Here is a 17,075-nt window from a genome sequence, read left to right as displayed (position 1 = left end):
TCGCAGGGCTGGGCTATTCCAATGTAGTATTCTGCTGCTCCCTCCTGAACGTCAGTCGCAGTATTGTGTGGCACTAGGTCATGCCACGCCTCGCCGAGGCTGGCTCGGCTTTTTTGCCCCTTCTTTTTGTTTTTGCTTTTCCTTGGGTGTTTTTTTGCGAGCGGCTTGATGAGTTTGTTTCCTGTAAGGAATATAATCTTATTAAGGTGCGAGCGAATTTATAAGGAGGCTATGCACAAATAATTTTTTCTTCCCACAGACTTTTGGCTGGATTGTATAAGAAGATATTATTTGTGAATAAATAAAGCCGACACTCCTTATTGGATTTGATTTTATGTAATGGTTAGACTATAATTTGAGACATGATTAAACGTTTACTTCTAACTTCAATAATTCTTTTTAGTCTTCTCTCTCCCCTATTCTCTTCTAATGCACTTTCAGAAGAAATTACACCTTTGAGTAATCAGGAGTACTTTACTGCTGTTCATAAATCTTTCGCTGAAGCCAAAGACTCTATTTATCTTGTCATGTACTATATTAATTTCAAAAAAGACCAACCTAAATCTACGGTCTCTATATTGGTTAATGACCTGGTTAAAGCTAAAGAACGTGGTGTTGATGTTAAGGTTATCCTCGATCAAACAATAGTCTTTAAGGGGACCAGGCTTCTTGGGAGGGATTATGAAAAGGCAGAGAAAAATAGAAGGGCTTTTGATTATCTTAAAGCAAATGGTATAGATGTTTCTTTTGATAAGCTTGAGATATACACTCATGGTAAATGTATCCTTATTGACGATGAGATAGTCATTATTGGTAGCCATAACTGGACAAAGAATGCTTTAACTAGGAGTAATGAATACTCTGTGCTTTTTAAATCAGAAGAAGTCGCAAGCGATTTTCTGGATGATTTTAAAAAGATACAGATTGATCATGAGGCAAGCGCTAAGATATCTCAAAAATATATCATTTTTAATAATGATATTATGATTACCGTATTGAGTGATTTTGTTTCTCATTCAAATGATTATTTCTGGGACGTATATATGTATCTTGTTGGACACTACAAACCTGATGAGACAATTGACTTTGATTATAAGAAAGTCGCTGAATATATTGGGATTTCCGACAGATTGTCGAAAGAAAGATACAGGGAAATGCTGGGTTATCATTCATTGAGGAATTTACAAAATAAATACGGACTTCTCAAATACACACCTGTAAGAGGGAAAAATGCTAAAGTTGTATTAAAACCATTTAATGATACTAAAAAGAAATATTTTGAGATTCCTGAGAAATTCTGGCAAGAAGGTTGGGATATGAGATTATCACTTTCCGGAAGATATTGTTATTTCATAAATCTTATAGAGGGCGGGCCTGAACATAGGATGTGGATGATGAGTAAAAAGGCATTAGTTGAAAAATACAAAGTTGGTAAAGAAAGAATCAGTGATGGAATGGCTGAACTTAGACATTGGAATTTGCTCGAAATCGAATATGGAAATATTGATTCTGGCAGAGGATATGATAACAGACTGCCAAATAGATATAGGTTAAAGAATTTATACAGTATTGAAAATTTTGACAAGGAATTAGAAAAGCTCTACGACAAATATGGAAAAGACAAGGTCAAAGAGGCACAGGAATATGCCAAAATTGTCTTTTGTGAAAATAATCTAGTTGATATAGAAGATATTATAAATATGGTAGATGAGTATGGGATTGATAAAGTTAACTTCGCTTTCGATAAGATAAAAGATAGGTCAAAAGATAACCCAAAAAGAAGCATTGCCTATGTGAAGGGTATATTACAGAGCATGGCAATGAAAACAAATAAATGAATAATCAAAAAATGGAAATCTAGTTATGTTTACTGGCAATCGCCTAACCGAAGTATTTAACTCATCAAAGGAAATTCCATTTGATGATTCATCTAAATTCATTTTATTTAGCGATTGCCACCGGGGTGATAATAGCTTGGCAGATGACTTTTCTCATAATCAAAATATCTTTTTTTATGCGTTGAATTACTACTATAACAACGGATTTGCCTACATTGAAATCGGAGATGGAGATGAGCTTTGGGAAAACAGAAAATTTACTACTATAAGAAGTGCCTATAGCCATATATTTAAGCTAATGAGTAAATTTCATCAGAATAATAGATTTTATTTTATCTGGGGAAATCACAACAGAAAATGGAAAAATCCGAAGAACGTTAAGAAGCACCTTTACGGCTATTATAACGAACGTAAGGATTGCCATGAACCGCTATTTGAAGGTATTGAAACACATGAAGGTTTAATACTTCAATACTCGGATACAAAAAATAAAATATTCCTAACACATGGACACCAGGGACAATTTTTGAATGACTCTTTCTGGTGGGTTGGCAGGTTGTGTGTCAGCACTATCTGGAAACTTCTTCAATCAATCGGAGTTGAGGACACTACCAGCCCTGCAAAGAATTTCAAAACACGTATAAAGATTGAAAAAGAAATCAGTAACTGGGCAAAAGATAACAATCAAATCATAATAGCAGGCCATACTCACCGTTCAGTATTCCCTAATCCTAATGAACCACCATATTTTAATACAGGCAGTTGTGTGCACCCACGTTGTATCACAGGAATTGAGATACAAAATGGCAAAATAGTACTAATAAAATGGTCTATCAATATCAAGTCTGATGGCACAATGTATATCGATAGACAAGAGTTAGTGGAGCCAAAGAAATTGAACGAATATTTTTAGATGAGAGTGACCATGTATACTGCCTAACTTTTTTATACTTAAATCAATTTAAATCAGGTATGACCCCTTTTCCTACTTACATCCAAACAACAATTCTGTATAGAGCAAACCTTTTGCAATACCATCTAACTCTGGAAAAAGTAGACGTTCATTAATATTCAATCTATCCAATTGTCTTAATATTTCCATTTTGCTACTATTTGGCACCAAACACTTAAAACCTTTTAATATATCATTATTATTACCATGTTTTGTTTTAGATATTTCTGCAATATCCTCGGCGGGGTTCTTATGAATAGTAAATATACCAGCTTGAGCGGTCATGCGTTTTGAAGGATAAAAGGGATGTATAATTCTTATTCCCTTGATATCTTCGGGATTTTTATATTTCTTATCAAACACGTCGATACTATCCTTAAGTTTACGCTTCCTCCTCTCGAATACCCAAATCACTCCATCGCTATTATGCCCTCCTATGGACGCCCAATAAAGCGCAACTAAAGGATTTGTTGTCCAATCTAATAGTCTCACTGGTAAACCGTGGTGCCTTGCTAAAAAAAGAGCTTCCCATTTATCGAGGATTCTTCCCTGATGCTCATAAGTATGTCTCCGAAATCTATGCAACAATTCCTCCTCTTGATCTTTTTTTAAAGAGGTCAATATTTTATGTCCACCAATCTCAAAATTGTTTCGACCGATACTAGGTCGAATTTCCCAACTTACATTGGCTTGCCCTCTAAAATATCGTTGTTTATTTTTTCCGACAACTAATTTAATTATATCGCCAACAGATTCTATTTTGTAGCCTTCAGCTCCTGTTTTGTCTGCAAAAAGCTTATCTTGTATCATATTTTTTTCCTAACAATTAATATACGAGTTTCTTTTTTGTCTGCACAATATTCCACCTTTTTGAGCAACTAAACATTAGCAGCCTCCTAGAATACATCCAATGCTTTTTTCTCTCGAGCTTTTTTTTCCTTTGCTTTTAGATTCTTACTTCTATATTCCACCACACACTTTACAATGTAGTTTTCCCCCATTAACAAAATATCTATCTCCGTATCCTGTGTTTCCCAACTAGAATAATACATTAAATGCCCAACGCTTATGGCCATGCCCCAATCTGAATGCTTTTCTTTGAACAAATCGTTTCTCCATACTTGTTCATCTCGTTTTGGCTTTCCGTATTTTTTAATTAATATCTCTTCAAAATCAGTATAATCTCCTATGAAATCGTTTAAATTCGTATGGTTATCCACTAACACATATTCTGCTCGCACTAACTGATTGTCAACGAAATAGTATGCGATGATTACATCTTTACCAATTACATTAGTTTTATAAAGCAACCTATTTCCATCTCCCTCCCACTTAGCCGGGGGTTCTGAAGACTTAACTTGTGCAATGGACATTCCCCAATTTGTTTTCCTAAAATTGAATTCCTTGGCAAAGCTAAATTCTGAAAATAATACGACTAATAACCCTATACAAATGATCCTAAAAAATGTTTTCATTTTCACCCTACCAATGTTTTTCAATGATTCTCATTAACCTATCAGCTCTAGCTTGAGCGCTTTTGATTTGCTTTATAATTTCCATTTGCTTGGTTGTCGGTTTCATTCTCCCACCAACATCCCGATGATTGCTGTCAGGCAATTCAGCATACATCCTAGTGAGTTCCTGAATATTATTCTCAACAACATTCAACATCTGATAAATATTATCTACATTGACATCTTTTTTATGAATTACAACACTTCTTTTAGTTCTTGTCGCTTCTTTCTTCTTTGAGGCCATAATCTTCTCCTTAATATATACTTCATTAGTGGTTTTTCTATCTATTATCCATCCTCACCCCCAATATTTTTCTCTAGACCGTTTCTATGCCTCTTATTCAACAACGCTAATGTCAGATATTTCATCATAATCAAAAGTGATAAATGCCTTTCCTTCATACATATCAATAACAATACTTCTTTCATTTACTTTATTAACCTTGCCACTTATCACACTTCCATTTAGTAATCTTACCGCAATTTTCATACCTTTTTTTATATGCCCCCAGCGTATTTCTTTAAAGTCTTTTTCCCCTTCAAATGCTCCACTTCTAATTTGCTCGTATTCTTCAGCTGTATTAAAGTAATGTTTACCGCCTATTGACTCATACCAATACCCTTTATCATTTTTACCATAAATAATTGGGTATTTTTCCATTAATTTACTCATCTTCAATTCAAATTCTTTTTTTGGACTATATGGCTTCTTGGTAACCATCATTGTTTCTGTATTTTTTTCTTTTTTTATGCCACCACCAAACAAATACTTCTTTTGGTTTATATCTTCTCTTTTGCGATCATCTTCCATCTTGTTTTGCTTTTCCATCAATTCATTATCATATATCCAACATTGCGCCGAATAAAGTGGGTCGCCTTTCATTATCATCACCATTATTGTTTTCCTGCCACAATACCATGCGTGAGTGGTCTTGACCCTCATTCGCCCAATCGATAATGGGGAAGGATACTCTATCTCATAATCTGCTGGGCCATAAACATCTTTAATTATTTTGACCAAAATATTCCATCTCTTAGGCAAAACCACAATATACTCATACTTTAGCCATTCAGAACTTATCACAACCTTCGCTAAACGATTACTTCTTGACATATTGCGGCTATAAGCTATTCGTTCATCATTTGCATCATTAAAATAGATTGTATACTCATAGTCCCCTAAAGAGATAGTGGTATCAAAATATCCATGAGAACCATCCTTTATGGTAATATTGCTATCTTGACTTATCTTTTTTATCACCACATCTTCACTGTCACCAAACTCTAACGAACCAAATGCTTTATTTTGTTCCTTAATTTTTGTTTTTTGATACGACTCTCTTAGAAGCTCTTTCGCGTCTTTTACCACTTTTTGACTGTCGGCTAAAACTTTGCCCTCTTGTTTTTCCATTTCACTATATTCTTGTTTTGGCATAAGTTTATAATAATCGCTTACCACTGTATAAAGCACCGCCACAGATACAAGCAATAATATGATCACTGTAATATGAAAGCTCGTTATTCTGCCGATCCAAGGCAACAGCTTACCCACACATAGAACATCATTTCTTTTTTCCTGAATAACTTTCTCATCCACAACATCTTGATTTATGCCATTCTTATGTTGCGGGTTGGATTCCCCCTTTTGTAGTGCTTCAATACAACTCGGAGCCACAATATTTTCCCCTTTAGTAGCCTCTGGCTTTTCCAATTCAAGATTTTCGCAACAATATCTACATTTTATAGCTGACTTTTTGATAATCTCTGCACAAAATGGACACTTCTTATAATCATCTGATTTTAACTGTTTCTCTTCAATTTTAGCATAATTCTGTTTTACAACTAACGCTACAATAATCCCAACAAACGGACTTAATAGCACTGATAAGAAAAAAAAGCCGATCCCAGATCTCCCTTTCTGCTCAGCAATGATACCAGCTACAATTGACAATACTATCCAAATAATAATCCCCATTACTCATCCCCATATCTTGCGTTTTTTTAAATTATCGATCGAAATCTCGTCCACCGGTGGAAATCAGGTACAACGTTCTACTGTAAGGCAATACAACAATTTTCCTGTCCGCTAGTATCTTGGCAAATCCTCCAAGAAAGACTGCTCTACCCATCAACGATACCCCCCCTTGTGTCTTGAACAATAAGCCATCGGCTGATCCAATAAAAGGCAGTTTTGTACCGGCACGCCAATACCATACCGTAGCACCATCCGGGATAGCACCTATTGGCTGTATCACAAAAAAACCTGTCGTAAAATATATTATGAAAGAGACGAGACCAAGCACACCCAACATGATGATTGAGTTTGATGTACTCTTATTTATTGATTTATTATTAGATTGCCTGATCATAGTCGCATTACCAGCAGATTCCTGCCCTTGAATACTTTCATTAAGAAACCTCAGACAATGTTTACACTTAACAGCATCATCTTGTATCTCTTCAGCACAATATGGACATTTTTTCATTTCCACAACCCCTTTTTATATTGCCTTGCCTTCTTATATGCCTTTAGAAACTTACTCTGATATTTAACATTTGGCGGTATCGTCATAGGGCTTGCATAGCCACCTTTTACTATCTCTTCGTTTAACATCTTTCCATTCTTAAGATAAACATATCCTAATAATCTTCTATATCTATCCCTCTTCTGAACATCAAATTTCAATGTTACCATATCTCCCTTTTTAACGAGGCTCTTTGTGTACAAAGTAGCTTCTTTTCCCATAGCAGTTATTACCTTAATATCATCACCGCTTTTCTTTGCATCCCTTTTAGCTTTCTTATTCACTTTACTCTCAGGGGTATCCACACCTATTAGCCTCACGCTCTCTTTATTGCCATTGTAAATAACCTTGAGAGTATCACCATCTAAGATCTCATCAACAATAACCATAATGTATAGTCCGGCATTGCTCACTGAAGCGCTTTTTGCGGTGACTTTTCTGTCTTCTTGTTTTCCTTTTGTTCTCACATATTCTCGCATTGCATATTTGCGCCATTTCATCGAGATTTCATTTAAATTGTTAAAATCTCTAGAATACGGTTTTAATAGTCTTTGACGTGGCTCAAGTTTGTAAGACGAGGTTGCTAAATTTCTTAATTTAACACGGAAGTTTGGAACTTTGGCAAGAAATGAAATAAGGGAATAAGATTGTGCATAAAAAAGAATGGGATCACGGCTTGGATATTTCTTGAATGATATTAATTCTATTAAACTAAATGCACGATTTTCTTTAAGGGCCTTCCCAACCTTTATCTTGTATTTATCTCTTCCCTTTTTGTTTGCCGTTAGATATTCCGCCAATCCTTCGTCTATCCAAAGCGGAGTGGACATCTTTTTTACATTTTTCGGATGGATATAATTTTTAGGGACAGCGAGATCTCTAGTAAGTTGATGGACAATTTCATGATGTAACGTATTCTCAAAATCCTCATGGTCATAATACGCAGCAATGAGCCGTTTTTTTATTCCCTTTGTAGACATGAATACTGCAAAACCAACAGACCCTTTATGCCCAGTTGCAAATTTGTACATTTTCTTTGTTGGGTATATCTTGATAATAGTCGGATGATCCCAATGTCTGGTACAGTTTAAATATTTGTAAAAGGAAGCTCTAGTTCTTGTTGCGATTTTCAGAACAGAATTAGCAATTCTTGCATTTGGTGCTAATACTTTGAATTGTCGTCGTATATCGCGGGCTTCTTTGAATCCCGTTTTGGAAGCAAGCATATTGAATATTGCTTCAGAATGGTCATTTCTGGCGGAAAAAGTGTCGGGAGGCAGCAGAAACAGGAATAGCGCAAAAGAGACGATAGCGTACCATTTAATCATCTTGATTACCTCCTCCCACTGTAAACATAAAAAAACCAACCATTCTTTACGAACGATTGGGATGTCTGCGACATTTTTTATTGATGCTACAAAAGCCATAACAATAAATACATCGAAGATGCTTAACGTGGTCTTTCACGGCAGCTGGGCAACCCGATAGGTCCCTGGCTTTGTGTCCCAATCTTCCGAATGGTTTACCAAAAACAGATTTTCTTAGTACCCTCCTTATGCTATACGTACAAGTGTATTATATAGGATAACTCTAACTTTGTCAAGGGCTTATATGGGCTTATATGGGCCTGGTCAACCCAAATATTCATCTAAACGGTGTGAATCCAAAGGCCAAAAGACAGAAGTGTTTAGGAAGTCTTTTAATTGTGTATTTATAATATTTAATTGCTGTTTCTATATAAAAACTGTTCTTTTTTTTATATTTGTCATTTTTATTCCTCATAACATATTAATATATAGAGGTAAAAAGGATTTTCAAAAAGGGAGCAACTCCCTTTTCTCTATAACATCTGTTTCTCAATTATTCTCATTAATCTATCCGCTCTTACTTGAGCGCTTTTGATTTGTTTTGCTATTTCCATTTGTTTTGTTGTCGGCTTCATTCTTCCACCAACATCCCGGTGATTGCTGTCGGGTAATTCTGCATACATCCTGGTTAGCTCCTAAATATTATTCTCAACAACATTCAACATTTGATAAATATTATCTACACTAATATCTTTTTTGTGAACAACAACACTTCTCTTTGTTTTTGAAGCTTCTTTCTTTTTTGTAGCCATAACATTCTCCTTATCTGACTCAATAATTAAGTGTTCTGTCCTCAGAATTCCTGTCGCGGATCGGACAACCGCCCCATGAACAAGACAGCGCCTGTGCGGGTATCACGGATCAGGAAGAAAAACGGCCGGTCAGCAACAAAAATGGTCGGTGTTTGACGAACGGAGGAACGCGCACTCACGTTCATGAGGACAGCGGCAGCCGCAGCCGCCTCCGCTCCCTCTTCGTTTACTTCGATAAACGCCTTGTGAATGACCTTCGATATGTACAGCCCTGCCGGATCGGATGTCATCCCAGAAAAATCGGCGGACCGCGCATCGAAAGCGTAAACCATCCCGAGTTCGATCAACGGTTCGTTCAGGATACATTCCTTCTCCACCTTGAAACGCGGCAGAGACACCTGCACTTTTCGCGCGGAAAGACGGGCGAGCCTGCTGTCGAGGTCCCTCGACAACGCATCCCGTACATCCCTCATCTTGGTGAACGACCGGGGAAGCACGATCACCATCGCCAGGCCGCCGCCGGCATACGGCATCTCCAGAATCTGCACGTCCTGATCTTCTGCGTATTTGAACTTCCCCGTCTGGTGCATCATGGGAACGCGCACCGGCGGTTCCTGAGGCGAAACGTTAAACGAATCTTCCTCGGTTGACTTTGCCTTGAACGGAAACCGCCACATACCCTTGAAATAAATTGCGTTGGTCAGCACCAGCCGGGTCCCTTCGTCCAATACCTTCGGCTTGATCAGCTCAATTATCTTGTTTCCGGTATTTTCCGCCGTCCACGTGTTGATCTTCTGCCTCGTTTGCTCTCTCTCTGTTGCGTCATTGTAGTCAACCTCTTTAAAGCCGGCGGAGTAATACTTGTCTATAACGGTCAGGAACTCCGGACGGAAAGCATAGCCGGTTTGAGCCCACAACGCGTTAGCGACAAAAAGCTGATACCCGTTGTCCATGGCATGCAACATCCCCATCAATTCCAACATCGCGGGATCGAGCTTTTCCGGCGGCAGGGTAAAAGCCAGAACGCGGGCCATCTGCACAGCGGTATTACCCCGCGCACCCGCGTACGTCATCGCCAGCGCCGAAGAAATGCCGTAGGGAGAAAAAAACAGGTTACCCTCGTCCGGCGACAACCAGTAAAACAGCTCGGACGCAAAAACATTCGTGCTTTTGGCAACCGCATATACGTCATCATTTTCCTGAGCACAGATAACGGGGCTCGCGGCCAACGCATACATCACCATTAACGCGCACAAAATACCCGCCGTTACATACATCACTCTACTGTGCATGGGCCTATTCATTATCTTTTTCATTCTTTCACCAACATCCCTATGGTTGCTATCATGGAGTTCTGAGTACATACTATTAAGCTCCTGAATATTGTCCTTCTTTTTTATTTTACGAACTATCTCTTTATGGCTAATTAATATTTATCATTCTATATTAACTCTCAAGTATTTATGATACTAGTAACCCCTTTCCTTTAAAAGCATATATCGAGCCATAATCTCATTTAAATCCACATCTGTTCTTTTTGATTCTTTACTTATGGATTTTACAAATTCGCAAAATGATAAATCTGGCAATTGTTGATAAAGTTGCCACCAATAATAAGACAACAGATCACTAATTTTTTCATATGAATAATTAGGATGATTATTATGAATAATATTTAGCATTGATACGAACTGTTCTGTGGAATGCTCTCGTTGGTCAACACCAGATAATATCTCTCCCCATTTATAAACACCCGTTAATGATGTTTTTCTTGTTTTTGTAGTTTCACAAGAACGCCCAAGCACAACAAACATAATAGTACAAAGAAGAATAACAAAAAATGCTGGCAAACATCCAATATTGCGACTAACTTTAGTCTTTTGAACTTGCACTTTTTCAGTTATGGGGTCTTTCATAAATCCTTCACTATCAAAATCAGAATCTTCTTCTTTGGTAGGATTTATCTCTTTATTCAGCAACTCCCCGCAGTATCTACACTTAATAGCATCATCTTGTATTTCTTCAGCACAATATGGACATTTTTTCATATTTGCCCCTTTTATATACCCCACCCTTTTTTAAGCCTTCTAATTGAACTTCTTTAAGAATTTCTTCATTTAAAATATACTTTTCCTTATCCATCTTTCAATTTCTCCGACGTGTTCCGCTTGCAGTACTTACAATAGAGTGCTTCTTTCTCTATCTCAGCAGCACAAAATGGACATTGTTTCATTTCCTGTTCCCCACGAGTAGGTTTGTTTTCTGTAGGTTGTTTATAATCACTTTTTCTACCCATACATAATTGTAATATGTTTTGATTAATTTTCTTTAACTCCTCAAGAGACTCTTTTGTATTTTCCATTGTGTAATACAGGAAGAATGGAGCGAGTAGAATGAGTACAAATAACACAAAACCGAATATTACCGATGCAAAAATCGTAATAAATGCCACAATTTCCATCATACACCTCCCTTGTTTATCGTTTTCTACACTCGTGCATACATTTTTATATACCTAGTAAAAACTCCCTTCTTAACCCAGATTTCTTACACCCATACGTTCTTCCTTCTATTTTTTCAAGCTTCTCAATATAAAGAGGACACCTTTTAAACTATATGCGTCAGAAAACCAACAGGTTAGTTATTTCCTAAGACCTTCATTCCCTTAGCTGTAATATTAGTATAGTAATTATGGGGGTTTCCCTCGAATTCATCTTTATATTCTTTCATGAACTTTTCATATTCTTCTATATGCTCTTTATGTTCTTTTATCCACCCTTCTAGTGCAGCTTCTAATTCGTTTGGGTTTGGTTCTCTGTCAGACAAACTAGACAGAGTGATGTATCCTTCTTTTTTAAGATTTGAAATTTCGCGGTTAAATTCTTTTATATCATATTCTGATTTAGGACTTACATACGAAGCAATAAAACATATGTGTATTCCTTTTTTATCTGTTTCTAAAATTTTTTGGGGTTCTTGCTTATTTATTGCTTCCAGTATTTGTTTTCCCAATTCATTCATTTTTTCTCCTTTCTTCTAACTTTCCCACTATTAGTCAATTTTCTATCTCTACTTTATCCATTACTCCTGTTTTTATTTCCAAATCCCTCTCTTATTTTTCCTAGCTTCTTTGTAAGCATTTAAGAATTTATCCTGATATTTCACATCCGGCGGTATTGTCATAGGACTGGCATACCCTGCGATTATTATCTCCTCGTTTAACATCTTGCCATTTCTTAGATAAACATACCCTAAAAGCCTCTTATACTTATCCCGTTTCTGAACATCAAACTCTATTTTTACCTCATCACCCCCTTTAACAAGGGTTTTTACGTATCCAACAGCCTGTTTCCCCATCTTGGTTATTGTCCGTATATCCCGACCGCTTCTCTTTGCATCTCTCCAAGCTTTTTTATTTGCCCTGCTCTCAGGCGTATCAATGCCTATAAGTCTTACACTTTCTATCTTGTCTTTATATTTTATTTCAATAGTATCTCCATCTATAACCCTTACTACTGTATATATATTTTCAGCTTGCACAGGTAAGGCAGATGTAAGAGATAAAATAAGGGAAAATAAATAGGTTATTAGTCTAAATCTTGCAATCATTATAACTCCAATATTAAAACTTATTTGCATCTTTTTTGTAAGTCTCCGTCTGTTTTTCTATTACCTCAAGATATTCTTTATGAAATTCTACATCAGAATAAAATAATACTGTTCTCTCGTATTTTAATGTTAGGAGTTTAATATTCTTCTGGCGGCATTGGCCAACCTTTTTTTAAGCCTTCTAATTTAACCTCTTTAAGGATTTCTTTATTTATCCCATATTTCTTGATAATTTCTGCATTGTATTTTTCATTTAATGTTTCTTGCAGTTCGCCAATTCGTTTTAAGTCTTCCATGGATTGAGGATTAGATATAGCCTTTTCGGCTTCTGCCCACGATCTGTCCTCAGCATGGATAGATTCTTTCCAAATTTGTTTCCTCTTTTCTTCAGAAATTCCAGATATTATTTCTGGTTTGGCGCTTAAGTTTTCAAGTTGTCCTTGAAAATTCATAGAATATATAACCTTTGGATTACTTCTATCAACTCTATTATAAATCATTGCAATCCATTGCCCCATTCCAGAATTATAATGTTCTTTTGAAATGTAAAGATGTACTCCTATATTGGTGGGAGAAGAGTGAAACTTGAACCCATGGCGGCTTTTCAACGAATTATATCGTTCCCAGATAAATTTGGTTATTTTTTCTTTTGATAAATCCCCTTTGATTAGAATTTGTTGAACAATTTCAGTTTTAAGGGGTGCATCAACTGTCTGTTCATCAAGAATTTCAAAATCAATATTAGCTTTAGCAATAGCGAGTATACTAGGACAAGATAACAAAAGAAGCACGATTGTAACTTTTATTATTTTTATCATTTTTTCTCCTGTATATAGTTAAGGTATATTCAACAGCATAATGACATTATATTCTAGAATATCTTCATTCAACATCTTGCCAAATAAAAAAAGGCAGCCCTCATATTTTAAGAGTTGCCTTTATAGATTTATATAATTATTCAAGTCACTCTTTCCCTCCCTTTGTGGATAAAAGCTTAGTATAACATTATTTATATAAATATCAAACTAATATTATTTTTTACAATGATTCTATGAACTTAGAGTATTTAGAGGGGTATAATTTAAATTAACACTTCCCAATGTCCACCCTTTGGAGAACCTACTCGCTTAAGCAATCCTCTATCTTGCAAAATTTTCAGATTGTATTTCACACCTGACACGCTTATTCCTTCTATGGTTTTTGCTATTTCTTCTCTGCCTGCTTTGTGGCACTTGGACAAATAAGCCAAAATATCATCTTGTTTCTGGGTAGTTTTCTGGACAGCTTTTTGGGTAGTTTTAATGAATATATTTTCATTAATAGACCCGAATACTTTCTCTGCACTTTCACCGCCATTTAATCCGCCACGATATTTTGTCTCGGCCTTTTTAAACGTCACAACAAAGTTTAAACCGATTTCCTCATAGGTTGGGTTCGGCAATGACTGAAACAATAGGGGCACTTTGCTTAGTGCTTAGTAAAACAGCTTAAACCCCTTGCTTCACAAATGGCTATTATAAAAACAATCACCATTGTCCCCTACAGTGGTTTTATTAATAAGAGCGAGTGACGAATATGAGTTTGTATACCGTAAGGGATACTATCTCATCAAAGAACAAGCGTATAAATTTATAAGGAGGCTATTCATAAACAATTTGTTCAGTTATTAGAATTCTACATTGAGCCTGAAAGAAGATATTGTTTATGAATAAATAAAGCCGACATTCCTTATTGGCTTTTGATTGCTTGAGGAAACAAAAACACTTAAGTTGAAGGGCAAGCTAAAACGAATTGTTATGCAAGTTTATTAATTACAGACATCCAATTATTTAAATACTTTGAGAAGTTTCTCATTTTATCATTATATACAATTTTCATATTAAAATGATATAATTTCTTTAGAATTTAAAAACTACCGATTTTTATAATGATTTACAGGATATGAGGAGAAATATCGTGAAAAAGTGTCCTTATTGTGCCGAAGAGATACAGAAAGAAGCTATATTCTGCAAATATTGCAAACGAGATTTATCAAGTTTCAGTGTGGTAAAGAAGAGCAATCCAAGATGGCTTAAATATTCTGCTTATATTATCCCCATTATTATTTTTGTATGTGTTGTTGGATATTTTGTTAAATGGAGCAAATCAAAAGAGGTTAGCTCCTCAACTTCAAGCATCAATGTTACTAGCATCAAGTTTGAGGATTATGAATGGGGAACACCTTTTGATGAGGTTAAAAAACAGCTAAAATTGGAAATGAAAAAAGATATCGATATAGATAAAGAACATAGCATTATTCAATACAAGGATAAAATACTAGGTGAAGAATGCACTGTCAGACTTTTCTTTTTCCACAATGATGATTCTCTTTATTGGATAGTTATAGCATGGGAGACAAATTCAATTGCTAATGTTTTGGAAGCAATATTAACAAAAAAATATGGACTTCCCACTGGTCAAAAAGGTGTTGAGAGAACGCCCCATAAATGTCTTTGGCATTTCAATATCGGAAGTATAATATTGGACAAATCAGAATACACGAAAACAATTTTACATTATTCTGATGAAAGAATGCATAAGGAATACCTAGAGAGCATAAAAAAAGAGAAGAAGACTTACAAAAAAGATGTAAACAAGTTTTAAGATATTTGAGCCTTAAAAATAATGGAACTCAAATGATTGACATCAACAAGCTACAAATCATACAAAAAGCCTTGTCGGTAAGGGCGATGAGATGACAATAGAATATGATGTGCAAAAACAAGATAAATATGGAAGGCTTTTAGGATATGTTTATCTAAAAAACGGCGAGATGTTAAACGAAGAAATAATAAAATCAGGATATGCCAGTCCTATGACGATACCACCTAATATTAAATACAAAGACAAGTTCACAAAGGCTTATAGAGAGGCAAAAGAAAATAAAAGAGGACTGTGGAAAGAATAATCATAAGAATTTTTTTGTATCTTCAATAAAGCTGAGCATATTTACAGGAATAAGTAACACTCCCTAATAACTGTAGAAAACGATAACTCCTATCCCAGTTTTCTAGCCATTTACTCCATTTCATTAGAGAATCCTCCGTGTGTTGCGAGCATCTAACATATTACTATATAGACTTCCAAAGTATAGGAACCTTTTATCATGTAAAGCAAATATTTCGATATACTAACAAAATGATTTTATAAACTTAGAGTATTTAGAGGGGTAAATAATTTTACCCCTCAACTGTAAAAGACGATAACTCCTGTCCCTCGTATCAAACTCCCATAAACCTGTCTCAGTAGCTATGCGATAACAAAACCAGGGATGATGAGGCACACTAAGGAACCCCTCAACACCGTCATACTGTCGTATAAAACGGTAATATCTTCTATAATCACTTCTAATGGTACGCCTCCAGTGATATATGCCACCATCATCAGTAACCTCCTTATACAAATACCTACCCCTATACATAACATCCCTAGGAGCAATACCAAACATACCTACAAAATCCCAAAAGCAGAAACGTATAACAGTAACTATATATAACATAACGAACTCCTATCTCTGCGTGATAACGAATAGCGCAGCCCTCGATAGGAAAACTGCTAACATTCACAAAAGGAACAATCTACACAGGAAACAAATATAAGACCATCTTCCTCACGAAGGACAAGATCACAACCACACTCTGGACACACCGCATAATCATCAACTAAATCATTAACAAAATAATGTATAACCATAACACCCTCCTTTTTTTTAAGAGACACACGAGCCTCTTTTAATCAAAAAGACGATCCCGCCCTGGAAGATGTGGTCTGACCATAGGAAGAACACATATGGAGGGCAGCTATATATGCAAGCCTGTCGAAGACAGGTTGAGGAACGGAAGAGTTTTTAGAAATATTTTGAAGAAATATTTATTAAAACTATCCGTAGCATCCTTGCATATATAGATGAGGGATAAAATGGGAAAACCAGAGGCTGAAGAGCCAGACAATTATTGGGAAATAAAGACTATATTACTTCTTTGAGGGTTTGATATAATAAAGTTCAATATGTAAGCAAATTTAAACGTTATTAAATCGGAAAATTATGAAGATTGACTTCAATAAATTAAAAAACAACATAGACCCTAGAATTGATTTAATAAAAAGGTTCAAGGAATTAGTTGAGAGAGAGGGATGGACTCAAGGACAAGTTTCCGAGGCTATGCATATATCTCGTTCTACCGTAAATAGATGGTTTAATCAGGGTAGATTACCCAATCAAAAAGACAGAGAAATGATCAATCAAATATTAGCTAAATACAAGAAAGAGAAATAATATATTTGACATATGTAGCATATGTCTGTAGCATTTATAATTATACATCAGGTATTTATGCCTGATACATTTTTAGAAAAGAAGGGGCAAAAAAGCCGAGCCAGCCTCGGCGAGGCGTGGCATGACCTAGTGCCACACAATACTGCGACTGACGTTCAGGAGGGAGCAGCAGAATACTACATTGGAATAGCCCAGCCCTGCGA

The 17,075-nt window shown here is 35.9% G+C and carries 21 protein-coding genes, 1 pseudogene and 1 riboswitch; of the genes and pseudogenes, 6 read left to right on the top strand and 16 right to left on the bottom strand.

All coding sequences use genetic code 11. The features are described 5' to 3' along the window. Positions 1-362 precede the first annotated feature (362 nt). Both P9M13_05485 and P9M13_05480 read left to right on the top strand, forming a co-directional pair. Positions 363-1,838 (top strand): phospholipase D-like domain-containing protein, encoded by a 1,476-nt coding sequence (locus P9M13_05485; GenBank protein MDP8262737.1) that lies wholly within the window; start codon positions 363-365, stop codon positions 1,836-1,838. 25 nt (positions 1,839-1,863) lie between these two features. Further along, entirely contained in the window at positions 1,864-2,751 is an 888-nt protein-coding gene (locus P9M13_05480; protein ID MDP8262736.1) for a hypothetical protein, read from the top strand. A 72-nt stretch (positions 2,752-2,823) separates the two neighbouring features. On the opposite strand, the gene P9M13_05475 is transcribed toward P9M13_05480, so the two are convergent. From P9M13_05475 to P9M13_05410, 14 genes are all read right to left on the bottom strand, one after another. Beyond that, a complete protein-coding gene (locus P9M13_05475; GenBank protein MDP8262735.1) occupies positions 2,824-3,600 on the bottom strand; it encodes an FRG domain-containing protein in 777 nt (258 codons plus the stop codon). Between the two features lie 86 nt (positions 3,601-3,686). Then, positions 3,687-4,265 carry a hypothetical protein gene (locus P9M13_05470; protein ID MDP8262734.1) on the bottom strand — a complete coding sequence of 193 codons (579 nt, stop codon included), beginning with the start codon at positions 4,263-4,265 and terminating at the stop codon, positions 3,687-3,689. Positions 4,266-4,272: 7 nt separating this feature from the next. Further along, positions 4,273-4,548, bottom strand: a complete 276-nt coding sequence (locus P9M13_05465) for a hypothetical protein (protein MDP8262733.1) — start codon at positions 4,546-4,548, stop codon at positions 4,273-4,275. 93 nt (positions 4,549-4,641) lie between these two features. Then, entirely contained in the window at positions 4,642-6,279 is a 1,638-nt protein-coding gene (locus P9M13_05460; protein ID MDP8262732.1) for a GlsB/YeaQ/YmgE family stress response membrane protein, read from the bottom strand. A 31-nt stretch (positions 6,280-6,310) separates the two neighbouring features. Next, positions 6,311-6,790 (bottom strand): hypothetical protein, encoded by a 480-nt coding sequence (locus tag P9M13_05455; protein MDP8262731.1) that lies wholly within the window; start codon positions 6,788-6,790, stop codon positions 6,311-6,313. After that, positions 6,787-8,157, bottom strand: a complete 1,371-nt coding sequence (locus P9M13_05450; protein ID MDP8262730.1) for a thermonuclease family protein — start codon at positions 8,155-8,157, stop codon at positions 6,787-6,789. Before P9M13_05450 ends, P9M13_05455 begins: the two co-directional genes overlap by 4 nt. Before the next feature lie 136 nt (positions 8,158-8,293). Beyond that, positions 8,294-8,366: riboswitch (cyclic di-GMP riboswitch) on the bottom strand. A 303-nt stretch (positions 8,367-8,669) separates the two neighbouring features. Next, positions 8,670-8,819, bottom strand: a complete 150-nt coding sequence (locus P9M13_05445; protein ID MDP8262729.1) for a hypothetical protein — start codon at positions 8,817-8,819, stop codon at positions 8,670-8,672. Positions 8,820-8,989: 170 nt separating this feature from the next. Beyond that, positions 8,990-10,264: a serpin family protein gene (locus P9M13_05440; GenBank protein MDP8262728.1), complete on the bottom strand. Its 1,275-nt coding sequence runs from the start codon at positions 10,262-10,264 to the stop codon at positions 8,990-8,992. Positions 10,265-10,417: 153 nt separating this feature from the next. Next, positions 10,418-10,996 carry a zinc ribbon domain-containing protein gene (locus P9M13_05435; protein MDP8262727.1) on the bottom strand — a complete coding sequence of 193 codons (579 nt, stop codon included), beginning with the start codon at positions 10,994-10,996 and terminating at the stop codon, positions 10,418-10,420. A gap of 86 nt (positions 10,997-11,082) precedes the next feature. After that, the gene (locus tag P9M13_05430) at positions 11,083-11,412 is read right to left on the bottom strand and encodes a hypothetical protein (protein MDP8262726.1); all 330 of its coding nucleotides are present in this window, start codon (positions 11,410-11,412) and stop codon (positions 11,083-11,085) included. A gap of 173 nt (positions 11,413-11,585) precedes the next feature. Continuing rightward, positions 11,586-11,969 (bottom strand): hypothetical protein, encoded by a 384-nt coding sequence (locus tag P9M13_05425; GenBank protein ID MDP8262725.1) that lies wholly within the window; start codon positions 11,967-11,969, stop codon positions 11,586-11,588. Between the two features lie 72 nt (positions 11,970-12,041). Next, positions 12,042-12,557 carry a thermonuclease family protein gene (locus P9M13_05420; protein ID MDP8262724.1) on the bottom strand — a complete coding sequence of 172 codons (516 nt, stop codon included), beginning with the start codon at positions 12,555-12,557 and terminating at the stop codon, positions 12,042-12,044. 137 nt (positions 12,558-12,694) lie between these two features. Next, positions 12,695-13,375, bottom strand: coding sequence for a hypothetical protein (locus P9M13_05415; protein ID MDP8262723.1), 681 nt, complete (start codon positions 13,373-13,375; stop codon positions 12,695-12,697). Between the two features lie 263 nt (positions 13,376-13,638). Beyond that, positions 13,639-14,019, bottom strand: a complete 381-nt coding sequence (locus tag P9M13_05410; GenBank protein ID MDP8262722.1) for a hypothetical protein — start codon at positions 14,017-14,019, stop codon at positions 13,639-13,641. 494 nt (positions 14,020-14,513) lie between these two features. On the opposite strand from P9M13_05410, the gene P9M13_05405 reads away from it, so the two are divergent. Together P9M13_05405 and P9M13_05400 are read left to right on the top strand one after the other, a co-directional pair. After that, positions 14,514-15,200, top strand: a complete 687-nt coding sequence (locus P9M13_05405) for a zinc ribbon domain-containing protein (GenBank protein ID MDP8262721.1) — start codon at positions 14,514-14,516, stop codon at positions 15,198-15,200. 55 nt (positions 15,201-15,255) lie between these two features. Further along, positions 15,256-15,504 (top strand): annotated as a pseudogene (locus P9M13_05400) (thermonuclease family protein). A gap of 222 nt (positions 15,505-15,726) precedes the next feature. On the opposite strand, the gene P9M13_05395 reads toward P9M13_05400, so the two are convergent. Beyond that, positions 15,727-16,095 (bottom strand): hypothetical protein, encoded by a 369-nt coding sequence (locus P9M13_05395; GenBank protein ID MDP8262720.1) that lies wholly within the window; start codon positions 16,093-16,095, stop codon positions 15,727-15,729. A 56-nt stretch (positions 16,096-16,151) separates the two neighbouring features. After that, positions 16,152-16,289, bottom strand: coding sequence for a hypothetical protein (locus tag P9M13_05390; protein MDP8262719.1), 138 nt, complete (start codon positions 16,287-16,289; stop codon positions 16,152-16,154). 352 nt (positions 16,290-16,641) lie between these two features. Here P9M13_05390 and P9M13_05385 point away from each other — a divergent pair, with 352 nt between their 5' ends. Next, the gene (locus P9M13_05385; protein MDP8262718.1) at positions 16,642-16,872 is read left to right on the top strand and encodes a helix-turn-helix transcriptional regulator; all 231 of its coding nucleotides are present in this window, start codon (positions 16,642-16,644) and stop codon (positions 16,870-16,872) included. 21 nt (positions 16,873-16,893) lie between these two features. Further along, positions 16,894-17,075, top strand: a 182-nt coding sequence (locus P9M13_05380; GenBank protein MDP8262717.1) for a hypothetical protein, incomplete at its 3' end; no start/stop codon positions are given.

This window comes from Candidatus Ancaeobacter aquaticus, from assembly GCA_030765405.1.
GTDB classification, from domain to species: domain Bacteria; phylum Auribacterota; class Ancaeobacteria; order Ancaeobacterales; family Ancaeobacteraceae; genus Ancaeobacter; species Ancaeobacter aquaticus.
This window is presented reverse-complemented; position numbering and strand designations above follow the sequence as displayed.